This is a genomic window from Clostridium celatum DSM 1785, from assembly GCF_000320405.1.
Taxonomy (GTDB): domain Bacteria; phylum Bacillota; class Clostridia; order Clostridiales; family Clostridiaceae; genus Clostridium; species Clostridium celatum.
Genome location: NZ_KB291615.1, coordinates 69987 through 90049, shown reverse-complemented (window position 1 = coordinate 90049; position 20063 = coordinate 69987). Strand labels below are relative to the sequence as shown.

General features: G+C 28.2%; 18 protein-coding genes, 1 tRNA gene, 2 riboswitches and 1 other annotated feature (1 of these 22 only partly in view). Of the genes, 16 read left to right on the top strand and 3 right to left on the bottom strand.

The window, feature by feature from the left end; translation table 11 throughout:
- Positions 1 to 61: 61 nt before the first annotated feature.
- The 8 genes from ilvC to HMPREF0216_RS03270 all read left to right on the top strand — a co-directional run bounded on the left by ilvC (position 62) and on the right by HMPREF0216_RS03270 (position 7451).
- Positions 62 to 1066: a ketol-acid reductoisomerase gene (gene ilvC / locus HMPREF0216_RS03300; RefSeq protein ID WP_005211101.1), complete on the top strand. Its 1005-nt coding sequence runs from the start codon at positions 62 to 64 to the stop codon at positions 1064 to 1066.
- Between the two features lie 161 nt (positions 1067 to 1227).
- Positions 1228 to 2097, top strand: coding sequence for a CPBP family intramembrane glutamic endopeptidase (locus HMPREF0216_RS03295; RefSeq protein ID WP_005211099.1), 870 nt, complete (start codon positions 1228 to 1230; stop codon positions 2095 to 2097).
- Between the two features lie 224 nt (positions 2098 to 2321).
- Positions 2322 to 2636, top strand: a complete 315-nt coding sequence (locus HMPREF0216_RS03290; protein WP_005211097.1) for a heavy metal-binding domain-containing protein — start codon at positions 2322 to 2324, stop codon at positions 2634 to 2636.
- Between the two features lie 10 nt (positions 2637 to 2646).
- A complete protein-coding gene (locus HMPREF0216_RS17030; RefSeq protein ID WP_005211096.1) occupies positions 2647 to 2796 on the top strand; it encodes a hypothetical protein in 150 nt (49 codons plus the stop codon).
- A gap of 172 nt (positions 2797 to 2968) precedes the next feature.
- A riboswitch (purine riboswitch) is annotated at positions 2969 to 3070 on the top strand.
- Positions 3071 to 3147: 77 nt separating this feature from the next.
- Positions 3148 to 4455: an NCS2 family permease gene (locus HMPREF0216_RS03285; protein ID WP_005211094.1), complete on the top strand. Its 1308-nt coding sequence runs from the start codon at positions 3148 to 3150 to the stop codon at positions 4453 to 4455.
- A gap of 484 nt (positions 4456 to 4939) precedes the next feature.
- Positions 4940 to 6601 (top strand): glutamate--tRNA ligase, encoded by a 1662-nt coding sequence (gltX, locus tag HMPREF0216_RS03280; RefSeq protein WP_005211092.1) that lies wholly within the window; start codon positions 4940 to 4942, stop codon positions 6599 to 6601.
- A gap of 170 nt (positions 6602 to 6771) precedes the next feature.
- On the top strand, positions 6772 to 6954 hold the full coding sequence (locus tag HMPREF0216_RS03275; RefSeq protein ID WP_005211090.1) for a hypothetical protein: 183 nt from the start codon (positions 6772 to 6774) through the stop codon (positions 6952 to 6954).
- A 266-nt stretch (positions 6955 to 7220) separates the two neighbouring features.
- On the top strand, positions 7221 to 7451 hold the full coding sequence (locus tag HMPREF0216_RS03270; RefSeq protein ID WP_005211087.1) for a hypothetical protein: 231 nt from the start codon (positions 7221 to 7223) through the stop codon (positions 7449 to 7451).
- A gap of 519 nt (positions 7452 to 7970) precedes the next feature.
- Here the strand turns inward: HMPREF0216_RS03270 and HMPREF0216_RS03265 are convergent.
- Complete coding sequence (locus HMPREF0216_RS03265) at positions 7971 to 9632, bottom strand: glutamine--tRNA ligase/YqeY domain fusion protein (protein WP_005211085.1); 1662 nt, start codon at positions 9630 to 9632, stop codon at positions 7971 to 7973.
- Between the two features lie 347 nt (positions 9633 to 9979).
- On the opposite strand from HMPREF0216_RS03265, the gene HMPREF0216_RS03260 reads away from it, so the two are divergent.
- The 6 genes from HMPREF0216_RS03260 to rpsD all read left to right on the top strand — a co-directional run bounded on the left by HMPREF0216_RS03260 (position 9980) and on the right by rpsD (position 15750).
- Positions 9980 to 10294, top strand: a complete 315-nt coding sequence (locus HMPREF0216_RS03260) for a DUF1540 domain-containing protein (RefSeq protein WP_040418710.1) — start codon at positions 9980 to 9982, stop codon at positions 10292 to 10294.
- 167 nt (positions 10295 to 10461) lie between these two features.
- Entirely contained in the window at positions 10462 to 11478 is a 1017-nt protein-coding gene (locus tag HMPREF0216_RS03255; RefSeq protein ID WP_005211082.1) for a homoserine dehydrogenase, read from the top strand.
- A gap of 97 nt (positions 11479 to 11575) precedes the next feature.
- Complete coding sequence (locus tag HMPREF0216_RS03250) at positions 11576 to 12154, top strand: 5-formyltetrahydrofolate cyclo-ligase (protein WP_005211080.1); 579 nt, start codon at positions 11576 to 11578, stop codon at positions 12152 to 12154.
- Between the two features lie 68 nt (positions 12155 to 12222).
- A riboswitch (SAM riboswitch) is annotated at positions 12223 to 12379 on the top strand.
- A 110-nt stretch (positions 12380 to 12489) separates the two neighbouring features.
- Complete coding sequence (locus HMPREF0216_RS03245; protein WP_005211079.1) at positions 12490 to 13767, top strand: O-acetylhomoserine aminocarboxypropyltransferase/cysteine synthase family protein; 1278 nt, start codon at positions 12490 to 12492, stop codon at positions 13765 to 13767.
- A gap of 21 nt (positions 13768 to 13788) precedes the next feature.
- The gene (locus tag HMPREF0216_RS03240) at positions 13789 to 15006 is read left to right on the top strand and encodes a homoserine dehydrogenase (protein WP_005211077.1); all 1218 of its coding nucleotides are present in this window, start codon (positions 13789 to 13791) and stop codon (positions 15004 to 15006) included.
- A gap of 147 nt (positions 15007 to 15153) precedes the next feature.
- Positions 15154 to 15750: a 30S ribosomal protein S4 gene (gene rpsD / locus HMPREF0216_RS03235; RefSeq protein ID WP_005211075.1), complete on the top strand. Its 597-nt coding sequence runs from the start codon at positions 15154 to 15156 to the stop codon at positions 15748 to 15750.
- Positions 15751 to 15913: 163 nt separating this feature from the next.
- Here the strand turns inward: rpsD and HMPREF0216_RS03230 are convergent, their stop codons facing one another.
- Together HMPREF0216_RS03230 and thrS are read right to left on the bottom strand one after the other, a co-directional pair.
- The gene (locus HMPREF0216_RS03230; RefSeq protein WP_005211074.1) at positions 15914 to 16840 is read right to left on the bottom strand and encodes a M48 family metallopeptidase; all 927 of its coding nucleotides are present in this window, start codon (positions 16838 to 16840) and stop codon (positions 15914 to 15916) included.
- Between the two features lie 161 nt (positions 16841 to 17001).
- The gene (gene thrS / locus HMPREF0216_RS03225; RefSeq protein WP_005211073.1) at positions 17002 to 18933 is read right to left on the bottom strand and encodes a threonine--tRNA ligase; all 1932 of its coding nucleotides are present in this window, start codon (positions 18931 to 18933) and stop codon (positions 17002 to 17004) included.
- A gap of 121 nt (positions 18934 to 19054) precedes the next feature.
- Positions 19055 to 19261 (bottom strand) — a binding site (T-box leader).
- 465 nt (positions 19262 to 19726) lie between these two features.
- Between thrS and HMPREF0216_RS03220 the strand changes: the two genes are divergently transcribed.
- A complete protein-coding gene (locus HMPREF0216_RS03220) occupies positions 19727 to 19957 on the top strand; it encodes a hypothetical protein (protein WP_005211072.1) in 231 nt (76 codons plus the stop codon).
- 78 nt (positions 19958 to 20035) lie between these two features.
- Positions 20036 to 20063, top strand: a tRNA-Leu gene (locus tag HMPREF0216_RS17025); it runs 88 nt beyond the window's last position.

The window sequence follows — 20063 nt, the reverse complement described above, 5'->3', positions numbered from 1 at the left end:
CAAAATTTATTGGTAGTAATTTTATTAGATAAATATAATTAGTAAATTGGGGGTATTGAAAATGGCAAAAATGTTTTATGAAAAGGACACAAATTTAGATTTATTAAAAGGAAAGAAAGTAGCTATAATTGGTTATGGTAGCCAAGGACATGCTCATGCTTTAAATCTTTATGAAAGTGGAGTTAATGTAGTAGTTGGACTTTATGAAGGTAGTAAATCTTGGGATAAAGTTAAGGAAGCAGGTTTAGAAGTTGAAACAGTTTCAAATGCAGTAAAAGGAGCAGATGTTGTAATGATGCTTGTACCAGATGAAAAGCAAGCTAAATTATATAGAGAAGAAGTTGCTCCATATTTAGAAGAAGGAAATGCTTTAGCATTTGCTCATGGATTTAATATTCACTATGGACAAATAGTTCCACCTTCAAATGTTGATGTGTTCATGGTTGCACCAAAGGGACCTGGACATATGGTAAGAAGAACATATACTGAGGGTTCTGGAGTACCTTGTTTAATAGCTGTTCAACAAGATTATACTGGACATGCAAAGGAATTAGCATTAGCTTATTCAAATGGAATTGGTGGAGCTAGAGCAGGAGTTCTAGAAACTACATTTAAGGATGAAACAGAAACAGATTTATTTGGGGAACAAGCAGTTCTTTGTGGAGGGTGTACAGCTCTTATTAAAGCAGGGTTTGAAACTTTAGTTGAAGCTGGATATGCCCCAGAAAATGCTGATTTTGAATGTTTACATGAGATGAAGCTTATTGTTGATTTAATGTATCAAGGTGGTATGGCTGCAATGAGATATTCTATTTCAGATACAGCTGAATATGGAGATTATGTAACTGGTAGTAGAATTGTTACAGAAGAAACTAAAAAGGAAATGAAAAAAGTATTAACTGAAATTCAAGATGGTACATTTGCTAGAAATTGGTTAATGGAAAATCAAGTTGGTAGACCACAATTTAATGCAATGAGAAGAATAGAATCAGAACATCCAATTGAGAAAGTTGGAAAAGAGTTAAGAGAAATGATGTCTTGGATAGATACTAAGAAATTAGACTAATATTATATGTAAGTAGCAATAGTAATGAAACGCATCTTTATATTTAATAGGGATGTGTTTTTTATCTTATTAAATGTAAGAAGTTTACAACAATATTTGGTTAATGGTAGAATTAGGTAAATAGGTATTGAACATATTTTATTTATTTAGGGGGAAATAAAATGGAATTGAAGACAAAAATAGAGGATAAAAAAGTATTTACTAGAATTGGATTTGCAGTTTTGGTTTGTATGATTGTGGTTAATGTAGTGCAAGTAGTGTATTTTTCAGTTTTAAATTTAATAGATCCAGGATTATTACAAAAACCGTGGGTGAATTATTTAGCAATTGCAATTAGTTTTTATTTAATAGGATTTCCTATATTTTATGGAATGGTAAAAAAACTTCCAGAAGGAGAAAAGAAGGAGGTTAAAAATTTAAGTATAGGTAAAATAATATCACTGTTTTTCATGTCATATGCTATGGTTTATATAATAAATTTTTTAACTTCAATTCTTATAATGCTTGTTGGAAGTTTGAAAGGTAGTGATGTAGTAAATCCAATAGCTGAGGTAGTAGGAAATAGTACATGGATATGGAGCTTAATTTTTGTTGGAATATTATCGCCTATTATTGAGGAATTAATGTTTAGAGGTATAATGCTTAATAAAATAAGAATATATGGAGATAAAGTAGCTATAATTACAACAGCTATTTTATTTGGATTGTTTCATGCAAACTTTTCTCAATTCTTTTATGCAGTTGCATTAGGACTTGTTTTTGCATATGTGACATTAAAAACAGGAACTATAAAATACTCAATAATACTTCATATAGCAGTTAATATGGTTGGAAGTGTAATAATGCCAGCGATTGTTGGGGATGGATCTAATATACAATTAGTTGGATTAGCGGGTATTATTTTAATAATAGTTTCAATTATAGGTGTAGTATTATTACTAAAGAATAGGAAAAAAATATATTTGTCAGAAGGAGAAATAATATTAGATAAAGCTCAGAGTTTAAAACTATTTGGGTTAATACAGGAATGATATTATATGTAATTATATGTTTAGCATCAATGATATATATTCTTATATAAGTGTAAAGTTTAATATTGGCAATTTAAAATATATTTAACAATATATTTAAAAAAGTATTGCAAAGTCATAAAAGGTAATATATTATAAATTATAAGGTAACAAATAACTTATTTAAAGGTAATATTATTTGTTTAAAGAGATAATTTAAAAGAGTTGATAAAGGGGAAAGAATTATGTTGATTTTAACTATTGAAAATATACCAGGAAAAGAGATTAAAGAAATTAAGGGATTAGTAAAAGGAAGCACAGTTAGATGTAAGAACATAGGGAAAGATATTACTGCAAGCTTTAAAAATTTAGTTGATGGCGAAATGACAGGATATAATGAAATGCTAACTGAAGCAAGACAAATTGCTATAGGAAGAATGGTAGATGAAGCAGAAGCTATAGGAGCAAATGCAATAATAGGAATGAAGCTTATGTCTTCAGCTGTGGCAGCAGGGGCTGCAGAAATGGTAGCCTATGGTACAGCAGTAGTTATTGAGTAGGTGAGGAATAGTGGATATTATGATTATTCCTATAATTATTTTAGTGATTTATACCATATTATTTATTGGAGCTATAGCACTAATTATTTGGGCTATATCGTCTAGATTAAAAGAAAAGAAAGAAGAGAAAGATAAATTAGATAAGTATAAGAAGTATTAACAATATATAATATATTTAAGAATAAAAAATAGCTTGATTAGTTTCAGGCTATTTTTTTATGAAATTAATAAAAACACGAATATTTACAAGTGAATTTAAGAGAAAAATATGGAATAAATCGAAAAAATATAGACAATTTTGTAGTTTTATATTAATATTATTTGTATAATAAATAAAAAGTAATCGGATTTATCGTATAAAGTTGGAAATAAGGTCCAACAGTTTCTACCAAATCACCATAAATGGTTTGACTACGATATTAGTGTTATTCATATCAAATTTAATATCAAATTTTATCCTCGGCATGCGATAAATATTACGATTACATAAAAATGCATGGAGGGATAACAAATGACAGATTTCATATCTAAATATTTTAATTTTCAAGAAAAAAATACAAGTTTAAAAACAGAAACAATAGCGGGTATAACTACATTTTTAACAATGTCATATGCTTTATTTTTAATTCCTAGTGTTTTAGCTGATGCAGGAATGCCAAAGGATAGTGTTTTCGTTGCAACTGCAGTAGCAGCGGCAGTTGGTACATTAATTATGGGGATATTTGCTAAATTCCCAATGGCATTAGCACCAGGAGTAGGATTAAATGCTTTCTTTACATATAGTGTTTGCATCGGTATGGATATTCCATGGCAAACAGCATTATCAGGAGTATTAGCGTCAGGAATTATATTTTTAATAATATCAGCAACAGGATTAAGAGAGTTAGTAATTAAAGCAATACCAACAAATTTAAAATTTGCAGTAAGTTCAGGAATAGGTTTATTTATAGCTTTTATAGGTTTAAAAAACGCAGGGATTGTTGTAGCTAATTCATCAACATTTGTAGCACTTGGAGATTTAACAAATCCGACAGTTTTACTTTCAGTATTTGGTTTAGTAGCTATATCAATATTTATGGTAAGAGGTTCACAAATTGCAATATTTTTAGGAATGGCTTTAACAGTAATTGTAGGTATGATATTTGGATTAATTGATTTACCAACTTCAGTAATATCAATGCCACCATCAATGGCACCAACTTTTGGAGTTGCAATAAAAAATATCGGAAATATATTTAATCCACAAATGGTTTTAGTTATATTTACTTTCTTATTTATGGATTTCTTTGATACAGCAGGAACATTAGTTGCAGTTGGTTCAAAGGTGGGATTACTTAAAAAAGATGGTTCAGTAGAAGGTGGTTCTAAGGCATTACTTGCAGACTCTGTTGCAACTTGTATAGGTTCAATATTTGGAACTACTAATACAACATCTTATGTTGAATCATTATCAGGAGTAGCAGTAGGAGCAAAAACAGGTTTTTCAAGTGTTGTAGTAGGAGTGTTATTTTTAGTTTCATTATTTTTCTCACCATTACTTACAGTCATAACTTCTGCAGTAACTGCACCAGCACTTATTATAGTTGGGTCATTAATGTGTAGTTCACTTAAAGAAATTGAGTGGGAGAAAAGTGAAGTTTCAATATCAGCATTTTTAACTATAATATTAATGCCTTTAACTTATAGTATAGGTGAAGGAATTGCATGCGGATTCTTATCTTATGTAGTGCTTATGATGTTTAAAGGAAAAGCTAAAAAAGTACATCCAGTTATGTATGTTTTAGCAGTATTATTTATAATATATTTTGCTATTAGATAAAAATATATACGGTTATTATTTTAATATAGAATCATTATTAGTATTTAATATATTTTACTTTTATTATATAGTTGTTACAAGATTAATAGATAAAGCTATATTTACAAATGAAAAGTCTAACTGTATAATTAATCTGTAGTTTGGAAATAACTAAGATAATAAATGCGTTGAAGAGGAGCAGTAAATAGAATTTTATTTTAAAGCGATTTAGGAATGGTGGAAGCCTAAAATTTAAAACTATTGAAGGAAGCCTTGGAGCAAGAAAAGTGAATAAGTATTTGAGTGGGTTAATTTATATTAATCAATTTAGGTGGTAACGCGGAATATAAGTTTTCGTCCTAAGAGTATTTGGGATGGAAACTTTTTTATTTACTAAGAAATTAATTATTGTAAAGAAATCAATTAAGAAATTAAGATAATTATTTATATAGGTATCTTTGCTTAATTGTTATTTATATTTTATAAAAGTAAAGGAGAAAGTAATATGGCATTTGAAAAATTAGCTGAATTAATATTCCCTAATGTAGAGCATGATAGAGAATATTATATTGAAAAATATCCGAAGAGAAATTTAAAAGAAGGTGCTAGAGTAACTAGATGTGCACCATCACCAACAGGATTTCAACATATAGGTGGGGTTTTTGCTGCATTAATCAATGAAAGATTAGCAAGCCAAAGTGAAGGCGTATTCTACTTAAGAATAGAAGATACAGATCAAAAGAGAGAAGTAGAAGGTGCTATTGAAGATACAATTATGACTATGCATAAGTTTGGAATGGACTTTAGCGAAGGTATGACTGGACAAGAAACTTCAAAAGGTGAATATGGTCCATACAGACAAAGTGAAAGAGCAGAAATATATAGAACTTTTGCTAAAGATTTATTAATAAAAGGATTAGCATATCCAGATTTTTGTACTCCAGAAGAATTAGCAGCTCTTAGAGAAGAACAAATTGCAAATAAGATTACTCCTGGATATTATGGAGAATATGCTAAGTATAGAAATATTACTGAAGAGGAAGCTATTGAAAGAATAAATAATGGTGAAACTTATATAATAAGATTAAAATCACCTGGAAATATAGAAAATAGAGTAGAATTCCATGATTTAATAAAGGGAGATATATCTTTCCCAGAAAACAATCAGGATGTAGTTTTAATAAAAGGAGATGGACTTCCTACATATCATTTTGCACATGCAATTGATGATTATTTAATGAGAACTACAGATGTAATAAGAGGAGAAGAATGGTTATCATCACTTCCAATACATGTTCAATTATTTGAAGTATTAGGATTTGAAAGACCAAACTATGCTCATATTCCAACAATAATGAAGCAAGAAGGTGGATCTAAGAGAAAGCTTTCTAAGAGAAAAGATGCAGAAGCTGCAGTTTCTTATTATCATGAAGTAGGATATCCAGTAGTATGTGTTATTGAATACTTATTAAATATAGTAAATTCAAGCTATGAAGAATGGAGAGCAGAAAATCCTACTGCTGATTATCATGAATTCCATGTTGCTCTAGAAAAAATGAGTAAGAGTGGGGCATTATTTGATTTAGTTAAGTTAAATGACGTTTCTAAGGATGTTATAGCAAGAATGTCAGCTAATGAAGTATATGAACAATATACTGAATGGGCAAAAGTGTATGATGAAGAAATGTATAACTTAGTAATTTCAAATGAAACAATGTCTAAAGAAATATTCAACATAGATAAAGATGGTCCAAAACCAAGAAAAGACTTTGCTAAATGGGATGAAGTAAAAGATAAAATATTCTATTTCTATGATGAATTATTCTACAATGAAACTGCTGAACAAATAGAATTACCAAAAACTTTATCATTAGAAAATGCTAAAGCTGTAATTGAAGAATATGCTAAAAAGTTTAACTTTAATGCTGGAAGTCAAGAAAATTGGTTTGAAGATTTAAAAGTAATTGGAGCAGAACTTGGATATTGTGCAAATAGAAAAGAATATAAAGCTAACCCAGATTCATACAAAGGAATGATTTCTGATGTTGCTGGAGCAGTAAGAAGTGCATTATCACATAGAACAAACACTCCAGATCTTTACACAATAATGCAAATTATGGGTGAAGAAAAAGTTAGAGAAAGATTTAATAAGTTTTTAGAAATATAATAAAAAAAGATAAGCGAAAGCTTATCTTTTTTTTATTAAGGGTAGAGAATTAAAATTATTACTTAATTTATAAATGTGTATTTCCATTTTAGATTCAAGGAAATCATTGACATGTATTATATGGTGTAAAGTTCATAAAATAATATCGAAATGGAAATGGAGGTAAATTTATGAGTAATAATTCTAAAATGAATAAACAAGGTCAAAATAATTCAGCAATGACTAATTCTGTTAATAATCAAAGCCAACAAAGTGGTAGTATGCAAAATGGAATGAGTAGTGCACAAATTGATTCTAATATTGATGCATATAAAAAATCTCATCAAAATCCAAGTCAAAATTCAATGCAATAAAAGTAAATATGAATAAAAATAAAAGCTCGATTATTTGAGGGCTTTTATTTTTATATTAAAAACTTTAATTTTATGAGAAAATTGCCTAAAAATTTAAGACTTTTTATATTATAGAAAAAAAACTTTACTATGTTATCAACAACAATTAATACAAGGTATTTAAGTAGTAAAAATGTACAAACTAATATTGTAGTGGTGGTAGAACTAAGTATTGGACTTGGCTGTATCAGGACTAAATTTATTTAAATTTTTAGGAGGAGATAGTTATGAAAAAACACTCAAATTGCGAATGTAATACTGAATCTAATCATACTTGTCAATGTGATAAAGTAGAGAGTCATAGCTGTCATTCAGATTGTAGTTGTGCAAGTAGTGGAGCACCAAAATCTGAATATAATAATCAATGGGCATCACCAGCGGGAGTAAAAGCAGAGGTAGAAGAATGCTGTAAAGGAAAGAAAAAAGAAAAAACAGCAACTAATAATCAATGGTGTTAGCAAATGGTTATAACTACGGGTAATAAAAATTTATAAATATAAAAATATTTTAGAAATAAGTACTAGTATAAAGAAAGTATTAAAGTACAAACTATTAATGAAAACAAAGTTAGGAGGGCAAACCAATGGAAAAGTAATATAAATACGATTCAGGAGGTGTCCACCAATGCAAAAATAGTTTTTTAAAATATAAATAGGAGGGTAAACCGATGGGATAAATAAAAAAGAAAAAACTACAGATGTAAATAAATATATCGTTAATATGAGTAATATTAGAGCAAACAATTGGGATATTGATTGTGATACTAATTTGTTAAATGACATAACCGAAGATTATGGATTTCACGAAGATAGAGGAACCATAAAAAATAAAATATAAAAAGAATAAAATGGCGACTCAGTATGTACCTTAATTAAAGAATTCACTGTGTATGAAACCTCAATGACACTCACTATACCTAATGATGGAGATAAATAAAAAAGAGCTATGAATCAACTCATAGCTCTTTTTAAGTATTTTTATTTTAATTTAAAAGAAGATTTTAATGAAACTATTCTGTTAAATACTAATTTTTCATCAGTAGTATATTTAGTATCAATATTAAAGAATCCGTTTCTAACCATTTGGAATTTATCTTGAGGTTTAGCATTTTCTATTGCCGTTGGCTCAATAAATCCTTGTAATACTTCCATAGAATTTGGATTTATTTGCTCTAAGAAGTGCTTTCCTTCATTTCCTTCAGTATCATCTAAGATTAATGGTTCGTATAATCTAAATTCAGCAGGTACACAATTATTTGCATCTACCCAGTGAATAGTACCTTTAACTTTTCTTCCTGTAAAGCCTGAACCACTCTTAGTTTCTGGGTCATAAGTACAGTGAATTTCAGTTACATTACCTTCTTCATCTTTAATTACATCTGTACATGTAACAAAATAAGCGCCCATTAATCTAACTTCATTACCAGGGAATAATCTAAAATATTTTTTTATTGGAACTTCCATAAAGTCTTCTTGTTCTATATATAATTCTCTTGAGAATGGAACAAGTCTCTTTCCAAAAGATTCATCTTTGGCATTATTACTAACTTCAAGCATTTCAGTTTGACCTTCTGGATAGTTAGTTATAACTAGTTTTAAAGGTCTTAGAACTGCCATGGCATTAGGTGCTTTCATTTGTAAATCTTCTCTTACAAAGTAATCAAGCATTTGAGAATCTACAGTAGAATTAGCTTTAGCTACACCAATAGCAGCACAGAAGTTCTTTAATGCTTCAGGCGTACATCCTCTTCTTCTTAATCCAGAGATAGTAGGCATTCTTGGATCATCCCAACCATCAACAATCCCTTCGTCAACTAATTGTTTAAGCTTTCTTTTACTCATAACTGTATTAGTCATGTTTAATCTAGCAAATTCAATTTGTCTAGGTTGCGATTCCATTTCACATTCTTTAACAACCCAATCATATAAAGGTCTATGATCTTCAAATTCTAGAGTACAAATAGAATGAGTTACATGTTCTATAGCATCTTCTAATGGATGAGCAAAGTCATACATAGGATATATACACCATTTATCTCCAGTATTGTGGTGAGTTGCATGAGCAATTCTATAGATAATAGGATCTCTCATATTCATATTAGGAGAGCTCATATCAATCTTAGCTCTTAGGACTTTTTCTCCATCTTTAAATTCACCATTTTTCATTCTTTCAAATAAATCTAAGTTTTCTTCAACAGATCTATTTCTATAAGGGCTTTCTTTACCAGGTTCAGTTAAAGTACCTCTATATTCTTTAGCTTCTTCTGGAGTTAAATCACAAACATAAGCTAATCCCTTTTTTATTAAAAGAACAGCTCTGTTATACATTTCATCAAAATAATCTGATGCAAAATAAAGTTCATCCCAGTTTCCACCAAGCCATTTAACATCTTCTTTTATTGATTCAACATATTCAGTATCTTCCTTTACTGGATTTGTATCATCAAATCTAAGATGAGTTTTACCTTTAAATTCCTCAGCTAACCCAAAGTTTAAAAGAATAGATTTTGCATGACCAATGTGTAAATAACCATTTGGTTCTGGTGGGAAACGAGTTATTATTTCTTTATGTTTTCCACTTTCTAAATCATCTACTATTATATTTCTTATAAAATTAGAAGAATTAATTTCAGTTGACATATCGTACCTCTCCTACTTATTAATATTTAAGTTGATTTATTTATTTAAAATTATTATTACTTAAAGCTAATAATAAAATTAATTCTTAAATAAAATAACTTTAACTTATATTTTGACTATTACTAATAATTTTAATCTAATATAAGTAAAAAATAAAGTAACTTATATAAAAAGTTAGGCTTTTACGTGAGAAAAAAGCTATTATATTGGCGATTCTATTTAAAATTGTTGATATATAAGAATAAAAATGGATATTAATCTAAATAATATTATTTGAAATATAATTTTTATAAAAGGCTTTTGAAGAAGGTTCATTTTTAAACAATTTATTTTTAGGAGGATTTTATATGACTAATTTAATATGCAATGTTCATAATTGTACTCATAATTCAAGTAATATGTGTTGTAAAGATGGAATACAAGTAGGTGGAAAAAGTGCAGTTAGTTCAGTTAATACTTGTTGTGAAAGTTTTGAAGAAAAGACAGGAGCTTTTACAAATAGTATAGAATCACCAAAATTCTCATTAAACATTACCTGTGAAGCTGAAAATTGTACATATAATAACTGTAAAATGTGTGAAGCTGAAGATATAAGTATAGAAGGCGGAGCAGCAACTTCTCAAACAGGAACAGAATGTGCTAGTTTTGTACCAAGGCTTTAATTAAAAATAGAAAATGACAAATTAAATTTTATATTTAATTTGTCATTTTAACTATATTTACAATAATTATACAGTAAAATAAAATTATTATAATAAGTTTAAATAAAATAATTAGCTTTTAAAATATAAAGGGTGAATATAAAATTTTATAAATTGGGGGGAAAACGATGAATATAGCGTTAATAGGATTTGGGAGAGTGGGACAAGCATTAATAGAACTTTTTATAACTAAGAAAAAGTATATTTTTGATAAATATAATTTAAAAATTAATGTGAAGTGTATAATTAAAAGCAATGGTGGGCTTTATAGTGAAACTGGAATAGATTTAGAGGAACTTATGAGTTTTATAAAGAAAAACGAAGTTTGTAAACATAAGTTATGGCATAATGAAATAAAAGTTGAATCAATGATTAAAAATGCAAATATAGATACATTAATTGAGTTAACACCAACTAATATAGTAGATGGAGAACCTGCATTAACTTATATAAGAAATGCATTAGAAAATAAGAAAAATGTAATTACAGGAAATAAGGGGCCAATAGTATTAAAATATAAGGAATTGAAAGCTATAGCTGACAATAATGGAGTTAAGCTAAAGATAGGATGCACAACAGGTGGAGCATTACCTTCTATTTCTGGAGGAATATATGATGTTGCAGGAAGTGAAATTAAATCTATTGAAGGAATATTAAATGGAACTACCAATTATATATTAACTAAAATGACTAATGATGAGGTAACGTACGAAAAAGCTTTAAAAGAAGCACAAGAAGAAGGAATTGTAGAATCTAATCCTAGTCTTGATGTATTAGGCTATGATACAGCAAGTAAAATAATAATATTATCTAATGTGTTAATGAATACAGATATTAAGCTTAGTGATTTAAAAATACAAGGAATAACAGATATTAAATTAGAGGATTTAAAATTAGAGAAAAGTAAGAATAAAAAAGTAAAATTAATAGGGAAGATAGAAAAGAATAATGATGAGGTTATTGCATATATAAAACCAATGCAAATAGATGAAAGCCATCCTTTATATTCTGTTGATTATAAAAATAAGGGAGTTTATTATAAAACAGATACATTAGGAGATATAAGTATAATTGGAGGAGCTTCAGGAACAATGAATGCAGCAGCTTCAATATTGAGAGATATAATATTACTTAAAGAATATTAAACTAAAATAAGGGTAGATAATAAGTTAATAGAAGCAGTATTAAAAGTAATTATTTATAGATTATATATGTGAAATTTAAAATATAGAAAGTGAGTATATGATAGAATTTATGGATAAAAATATTTTAAGAAGAGAAGCTATAAATAAACGGAATGAATTATCCTTGGAAATTAAAAGCAAGTATGATAATTTAATTTTAAAAAAAGTAATTGATAGTGATATTTACAAAAATTCAGAGAGCATATTTATTTATGTAAGTTTTGGGTCAGAGGTTGACACTAAAGAAATAATAAATTATGCTTTGATGGATAATAAAAAGATATATGTGCCTAAGACAGATAAAAGTAAGAAGGAAATGAAGGCAATAAGAATTCACAGTTTAGATAAGATGATTGTGGATAAGTGGGGTATACTTGAACCAATAGATGTGGATAAAAATAAATTTGGTGAAAAATTTGATTTGATAATAATGCCAGGAGTAGTTTTTGATAGAAGTGGGAATAGGATTGGTTATGGTGGAGGATACTATGATAAATATATTTCAGCTATTAAATGTAAAAGTGTAAAATTAGCATTAGCATATGATTTTCAAGTTATAAATAAAATTGAAAGTGAAGAGCATGATATTAATGTAGATTGTATAATTACAAATGATAAATTTATCTATATAAAATAAAATTTAGAAAAGTATTGAAAATATATTCCATAAGTGTATAATAAAGATAATAAATTGAATAAAAAGAACTTTTATTAAGAATGGTGGAGGGACTGGCCCTGAGAAACCTAGCAACCTATTAATAGTTAGAATTTAGAGAAGATTTTTATCTATTAAGTTTAACTATAAATTGTTAATTATTAATGTGGTGCTAAATCCTGCAGGTTTTTACCTGAGAAATGAGAGTATATATTAATAAATTAGCTTATTGAGCTATTTCTCATTATCTATAAAGGATAATAAGAAATAGCTTTTTTGTTATAAAAATTTAAATTAATAAAAAGGGGGCTTTATTTATGTCAAATAATTTAGGAAAAGGAACAGTAGGAATTCATGGTGGATATTCGCCAAAATCAGGTGAACCTAGGGTTTTACCAATTTATCAAAGTGCAACTTATAAGTATGATGATCCAGATACATTAGAAGCATTATTTGCTTTAAAAGCAGATGGACATTTATATAGCAGAATTTCTAATCCAACAGTTGGGGCGTTGGAAGAAAAGTATGCAAAGTTAGAAGGTGGAGTTGGAGCGGTTGCAACAGCTTCAGGTCAATCAGCAATTCTTTATGCAGTTTTAAATGTTTGTAAATCTGGGGATCATTTAATTTCTGTAACTTCTTTATATGGCGGAACAGTTAATTTATTTACAGTACATTTAAAAAATTTGGGCATAGAAGTTACATTTGTTGAGCCAGATGCATCTGAAGAAGAAATTTTATCTAAAGTTAGACCAAATACAAAAGCAATATATGGAGAAACAATAGGGAATCCAGGTTTAAATGTTTTAGATTTTAATAAGTTTTCCAGTGTAGCTAAGAAAATTAAAGTTCCATTTATAGTTGATAATACAGTAGCAACACCATATCTTTGCAATCCATTTGAACATGGAGCAAATATTGTTGTTCATTCAACAACTAAGTATTCAGAGGGGCATGCTCAAACTATTGGAGGAATAGTTGTTGATGGTGGAAATTTCGATTGGACAAATAAAAAATTTAGTGCTTTTACAACACCAGATCCAAGCTATCATGGAATTAAATATGTTGAAAGTTTTGGAAAAGCAGCATATATAGTTAAGCTTAGAGTAACATTATTAAGAGATTTAGGAGCATGCATGAGTCCATTTAATGCTTATTTAACTAATTTAGGATTAGAAACTTTACATTTAAGAATGGAAAGACATTCTAAAAATGCTTTAGAAATTGCACAGTGGTTAACAACTCAAGAAAAAGTTTCATGGGTTAATTATCCATTACTTGAAGGAAGTAAAACTTATGATTTAGCAAAGAAATATCTAAAAGGTGGAGCAAGTGGTATTTTAACATTTGGTATAAAAGGTGGAATAGAGAATGCTAAAGAATTTAGTAGAAAGTTAAATTTAATAGCATTAGCAGTAACTTTAGGAGACTCAAGAAGTTGTCTTTTACATCCAGCAACTACAAGTCATAGTCAACTAAATGAGCAAGAGTTGTTAGCTAGTGGTGTTACACCAGATTTGCTAAGACTTTCTGTTGGAATAGAAGATAGTAAGGATTTAATAAATGATATTAAAGAAGCATTAGAAGCTATATAAGAATTAATAGGAGGAAGAATAATGACTAAGGTAGCTATTATGGGATATGGGGTAGTTGGTAGTGGGTTAATAGAGCTAATAGATAAAAATAGAGAAAAGAATGATAATGAAGTTGTCATTACTAGTATATTAGTTAGAAATAAAGAAAAACATAAAAATTGTAGTCATTATGAGGTTATTACAACAGATTCAGAAGAGTTATTTTCAAAAGAGAGTGATATTGTAATTGAAGTAATGGGTGGTATTCATCCAGCTTATGAATATGTTAAAAGAGCATTAACTTTAAAAAAACATGTTATTACAGCTAATAAAGACTTAATAGCGACCTTTGGTCAAGAGTTATTTAATATAGCTAAAGAAAACTCAGTTTCATTAAAATTTGAAGCTGCAGTTGCAGGAGGAATTCCTATAATAAAAGCATTAACTGAAAGTCTTTGTGGCAATAAGGTAAATGCTATAAAGGCAATTTTAAATGGAACTACTAATTTTATTTTAACTAAGATGGGGTCTGAAAAGTTATCTTATGATGAGGCATTAAAGGAGGCACAAAAACTAGGTTTTGCAGAAGCTAATCCAGAAGCAGATGTTGAAGGATATGATGCAGCTAGAAAGTTAGCAATATTGTCTAGCTTAGCTTTTGATAAGAGTTTTAAATGGGAAGATATCAATATAAATGGAATTACTGAAATAGATAGCAATGATTTTAAATATGCAAAAAAATTTAATTGTAAAATTAAATTAGTTGCAGAAGCAGTAAAGTGTAGGAATAAAATATATACTTCAGTAAAACCAGTTTTAGTAGATGAAGATAGTATATTGGCTAAAATCGATAATGAAGTTAATGGAGTAATTTTAAATGGGGATGAAATTGGGGAATTAATATTTATAGGAAAAGGGGCTGGAAAGTTACCAACAGGAAGTTCAGTTTATAGTGATTTAAATGATATTATAAATTGTAGATTTTCTGATATAGGTAGCTTTAATAAAGAAAAAGCAGAAATGATTAATTATGCACATAAAACTTGTAATTCTATTTTAAGAATAAGAACATCTGATAAGGATGAGGTTGTAAGTAGATGTAGAGATATTTTCAATAATATAAAGATTATTGATAAAAGTTTAAAAGATGAAGTTGTATTATATATTGAGTGCACATCAGAAGCATATGTCCAAAAGTTTATTGAAACTATAAAAGATGAAATTTATTATAAAGGTTGTAAAAAATTAATATTTATCTAAGTATTAAGATAGAGAGGATTTAAGCCTCTCTATAAAATTTAAAAAATAATGATAATGATAATTATTATCATTTACAAAAAGAAAAAAGTATGCTATATTGAATTTAAGGCTTAAGTACTGCCGGAAATAATTTTAGGAGATGATACTATGGCGAAGATGATGGGACCAAGATTTAAGCAGTGTAGAAGACTTGGCTTAAATGTTTGTGGTCATCCAAAAGCGATGAATAGAGCGACTAAAGGTACTGCAAGAAGTGATAAAAAGCTTTCAGACTATGGTACTCAATTATTAGAAAAACAAAGATTAAGAGCGTATTATGGAGTTATGGAAAAGCAATTTGCTAACTATTTCAAGAAAGCATCTAAATCTAAAGATTTAACAGGATATGCTTTAATTAAATTACTAGAGTGCAGACTAGATAATTTAGTTTATAGATTAGGATTTGCAAACTCAATAAGACAAGCACGTCAAATGGTTGTACATGGACATATATTAGTTAATGGACAAAAGATTGATATACCATCATATCAAGTTTCTGTTGGTGATGAAATTAAACTAAGAGAGAAATCTCAAAAAAATGAAATGTTCAAAGAAAACTTTGAAGCTAACATACTAAATGTGTTACCTTACTTAAGTAAGAATGAAGGTAACTTTTCTGGAATATTAGAAAGATATCCAGAGAGAGCAGAAGTACCAATAGAAATTAACGAAGTTTTAGTTGTAGAGTACTATTCTAAAAATTAGTTAAAGTATCTTTGTTGTAAGAAATAGCTATCCTAGAGTTATATCTTGGGCCATTTATAAAGCCACTGTTGAATTTAATAACGTTGTGTAAAAGAAAAAGACAATGTAATGTGCAGATTACATTGTCTTTTTCTTTTTAGTTTAAAAAATAATAAATTTTTAATTAATAAAGTTCACCATTTCCTTCACCTTTAGCTAAAGCTCTAATTCTTTTAGGTAATATAGGGTGAGTACTTACTAAATTATTGCACCACACAAAAAAACCTTTTATGTCTTTACTATTTTCAATATAATCATAAACATCAATTTTTTTATATAGGTGCTTTCCAGCAAATAAAGAAAACATAGCTTCAATTCCACTAGTTTCAGTAACTTTTTGAGCTAATCTATCACAACTGTATTCTCTTGCTCTTGAAGCTGTAGGTCCTATTATAGGAATTAAACTTGAAAATAAAATAAATATGTTGTAGGAAAAAGTTGCATGTTTATATTTAATGTGAGCTAATTCATGAGCAATAATAAAGTTAAGGGAATCTAAATCATGATATTCTCTATAAGCTATTTCAAATAAGTCACTATTAATTTCTATATATTGTTTATTTATTATAAAAGCAGAAAATGCATTCATAATACCATTTTGTTGAATTAAAAGTGCTTCTGGAACTTTTTTAAGTCCTAATTTATATGAGTATTCCTGTATTTTATAATAAACTTCAGGAAAATTATTTTCAGTAATTTTTATAGCTCTAGATTTATATTTTGCATAATAAAGGTTTACTCCAAATGGAAAACAAATCAAAACTACTAATCCTGTTATTAGTAACTGTAACTCAGTAGGAAAGTTGTTAAGTATTGATGAAGGTGAAAACACAATAGTAGCATATGAAGACATATCAGCAAAAGAATCTGTTAGTGTTTTTTGTAGAGTATTATAATTATGAATGTTAATGATACAAATTACTATAACAGAAAATATTATTAATAAATTAATAAATACTAAAAACAAGTACCATTTTTTTTCAGACTCATGTCTACAATTTTCTATTTCTTCTTTTGTTAATTGTATATAACTATTTTCATTAAAACTCAAATTAAATCAATCCTCTATTCTTTAATAATATTTATATATTAAGGATATACATAATATTAGTTTTTTATGTTACTTTGAAAATTATGTTAAAATTTGGGTAATTTAATTAAAAAAATAAGATATATCAAAAATTATTTGATATATCTTATTTAACTTTAATCTTATCTTTCTTTATTAGCTATTTCAGTAGTAATTCTATCTACAAATGCATCTAAAGCCATTGCACCTTCATCATCATTCTTTCTACTTCTTACAGAAACTTCATTGTTTGCAGCTTCCTTTTCACCAACAACTAGGATATAAGGAACTCTTTCAAGTCTAGCTTCTCTAATCTTATAACCAATTTTTTCAGTTCTGTGGTCAACTTCAACTCTAACACCATTTCTTCTTAAAGTGCTAACTACTTCATCAGCATATTCAGCATATTTATCTGAAAGTGGAAGAACTTTAGCTTGAACTGGAGACATCCAAGTTGGGAAAGCACCAGCATATTTTTCTATTAAAGTAGCAATTGTTCTTTCATAACATCCAATTGATGATCTATGAATAACGAATGGTATTTTCTTTTCACCATCTTTATCAATATAGCTCATACCAAGTCTTTCACCTAAGGCAAAGTCGATTTGAACTGTAATTATTGTATCTTCTTTTCCATGAACGTTTTTAGATTGAATATCAAGCTTTGGTCCATAGAATGCTGCTTCGCCTTCAGCTTCAACGTAATCTATATTTAAGTGATCTAGTATAGTTCTCATTTGATTTTGAGTAGCTTCCCAAGCTTCTGGGTTATTTATATACTTTTCAGTATCTTTTGGATCCCATTTAGAGAATCTATAAGAGATGTCTTCAGCTATTCCTAAAGTTTCCATAACGTAGTTTATTAAATCAATTACTTCTCTAAACTCAGATTCAACTTGCTCTGGAGTACAGATTATATGACCTTCTGATAAAGTGAATTGTCTAACTCTAGTAAGACCGTGCATTTCTCCAGAAGCTTCTTTTCTAAATAGAGTAGAAGTTTCTGCATATCTTATTGGAAGATCTCTATAGCTGTGTTGCTCTGCATTATACACAGTGAATTGGAATGGACAAGTCATTGGTCTTAAAGCCATAACTTCAGTGTCCTTTTCTTCATCTCCTAATACAAACATACCATCTTTATAGTGGCTCCAGTGACCAGAAGCTACAAATAAGTCATTTTTAGACATAAATGGAGTCTTAGTTAAAACATATCCTCTTTTTTCTTCTTCATCTTCAATCCATCTTTGAAGAGTTTGGAATAACTTAGCTCCCTTAGGCATGAATAGAGGAAGTCCTTGACCTACTTTTTCATCAGTAGTGAAAATTCCAAGTTCTCTACCTAATTTATTATGATCTCTCTTTTTAGCTTCTTCTAAGGCTTCTAAATAAGCATCTAAATCGGCTTTCTTTAAGAATGCTGTTCCATATATTCTAGAAAGCATTTTGTTCTTTTCGTCGCCTTTCCAGTAAGCACCAGCAGTTCTTAGAAGTTTAATTGCTTTAATGTTCTTTAATGATAGTACATGAGGTCCTGCACAAAGATCTGTAAAATCACCCATCTTATAGAATGAAATTATTTCATCTTCACCTAAATCATTTATTAATTCAACCTTATAAGGTTCATCTTTCATAAGCTCTACAGCTTCACTTCTTGGAAGTTCAAATTTTTCAATTTGAGGATTTTCTTTTATTATTTTTTTCATTTCAGCTTCGATTTTATCTAAATCTTCAGCAGTGAAGGCTTTTTCTACATCAAAGTCATAGTAGAATCCATTAGCAATAGCTGGTCCTATAGCAATTTTAGCATTTGGATATAATCTTTTAACGGCAGCAGCAAGTACATGAGATATACTGTGTCTTACAGCATCTTTTCCTTCTTCAGTATCAAAAGTACAGATTTCAAGCTCGCAATCTTCATTTAAGATTGTTCTTAAGTCAACAACCTTTCCATTAATTTTTCCACAGTAAGCAGCTCTAGCTAAACCTTCACTTATAGACTTAGCAGCGTCTAAAACTGATGAACCATTTTCAACTTCTCTAACTGATCCATCTTTTAAAGTAATTTTAATCATTAAAAAAATCTCCCTTCGTTTATTTTGTTTATATTTTTGGTAGAAATAAATAACAGCACAAGGGCTGATTAATTGTATAAAAAAAGCCCTACGTCACTTTTCTTATACAAAAATAGTATAGAAAAGGGACGAGAGCATTACATTCCCGCGGTTCCACCCTTAATTGCCTAAAAAGGCCACTTAAGAATCATCGTAACGTGATGAAACGGACTGGATTAGAGTCTCTCAGAGGTAGTCTTCAATTAATTTCATTTAAAAATACTTACAGCCAGGGTATTTTCTCTCTTGAAATGAAGGTTTAATTTACTCGTCTCTTCATAGAGTTAACAATATGAAATAACTTTTATACTATAAAAAGTTATAAATCTTATATAGTTTTAAATAATAAAGTGTAAATATTAATTATAATTTAAATCTATCAGTGAAATAAAAATTTAATATTTATCTTTATAAATTTTCTTAAGAATAATTATAAATATCTATATGATTTATGTCAATAAAGGGTTCTGCTTTTTTATAAAACCTAATTTAGGTTATTAATTAGTTAATAGTATTGATAGATATAAACATAAACTATAAAACAAACTTATTAATTTGAAATTTTATTTTAATATTTTGAATAAAATAGGTAATAGATATATTATTTTACAGTACCATTATATTAAGCCAAAGATAAACAGTACCTAAAAATATATTTTTAATAAAAAAATAAATATGTATATAAATAATGAATATTAAGTAAAGTTTAAGAATATAATTTATTAAATTAAAGGTTAGGGGAATGGTGATATAAATGTATGATGGAGAAATAAGCGTTTATGATTGGTTAAATTTTTTTGAAAGTAAATCTAATCATTGGATTTTTAGATATTGGCGTAGCAATAAGGAGAAATTTTTTGAGAGATTTATGATAGTGGGGAACAAAGAATTATTTATCGTTGCAGACAAACAAAAGGGATGTACTTATGATTTTAAAAAGCCGAATTTAGGTTTTAATATTAGATTCAATTTAGAAGGTGTATAAAATATAATTTAAATAAAATTACAATTATGTAGTGAAGTGTAAAAATGTAAATGTTATAATATATATAAAAGTGTAAATGCAGATGTGGCGAAATTGGCAGACGCAC

Bases quoted from the DNA above. Each gene is read 5' to 3' on its own strand.
- HMPREF0216_RS03245 (WP_005211079.1), top strand. From the start codon at position 12,490: ATGTCAAATAATTTAGGAAAAGGAACAGTAGGAATTCATGGTGGATAT.
- rpsD (WP_005211075.1), top strand. From the start codon at position 15,154: ATGGCGAAGATGATGGGACCAAGATTTAAGCAGTGTAGAAGACTTGGC.
- HMPREF0216_RS03295 (WP_005211099.1), top strand. From the start codon at position 1,228: ATGGAATTGAAGACAAAAATAGAGGATAAAAAAGTATTTACTAGAATT.
- HMPREF0216_RS03240 (WP_005211077.1), top strand. From the start codon at position 13,789: ATGACTAAGGTAGCTATTATGGGATATGGGGTAGTTGGTAGTGGGTTA.
- HMPREF0216_RS03285 (WP_005211094.1), top strand. From the start codon at position 3,148: ATGACAGATTTCATATCTAAATATTTTAATTTTCAAGAAAAAAATACA.
- HMPREF0216_RS03255 (WP_005211082.1), top strand. From the start codon at position 10,462: ATGAATATAGCGTTAATAGGATTTGGGAGAGTGGGACAAGCATTAATA.
- HMPREF0216_RS03260 (WP_040418710.1), top strand. From the start codon at position 9,980: ATGACTAATTTAATATGCAATGTTCATAATTGTACTCATAATTCAAGT.
- HMPREF0216_RS03270 (WP_005211087.1), top strand. From the start codon at position 7,221: ATGAAAAAACACTCAAATTGCGAATGTAATACTGAATCTAATCATACT.
- HMPREF0216_RS03250 (WP_005211080.1), top strand. From the start codon at position 11,576: ATGATAGAATTTATGGATAAAAATATTTTAAGAAGAGAAGCTATAAAT.
- HMPREF0216_RS03220 (WP_005211072.1), top strand. From the start codon at position 19,727: ATGTATGATGGAGAAATAAGCGTTTATGATTGGTTAAATTTTTTTGAA.
- thrS (WP_005211073.1), bottom strand. From the start codon at position 18,933: ATGATTAAAATTACTTTAAAAGATGGATCAGTTAGAGAAGTTGAAAAT.
- HMPREF0216_RS03290 (WP_005211097.1), top strand. From the start codon at position 2,322: ATGTTGATTTTAACTATTGAAAATATACCAGGAAAAGAGATTAAAGAA.
- ilvC (WP_005211101.1), top strand. From the start codon at position 62: ATGGCAAAAATGTTTTATGAAAAGGACACAAATTTAGATTTATTAAAA.
- HMPREF0216_RS03275 (WP_005211090.1), top strand. From the start codon at position 6,772: ATGAGTAATAATTCTAAAATGAATAAACAAGGTCAAAATAATTCAGCA.
- gltX (WP_005211092.1), top strand. From the start codon at position 4,940: ATGGCATTTGAAAAATTAGCTGAATTAATATTCCCTAATGTAGAGCAT.
- HMPREF0216_RS03265 (WP_005211085.1), bottom strand. From the start codon at position 9,632: ATGTCAACTGAAATTAATTCTTCTAATTTTATAAGAAATATAATAGTA.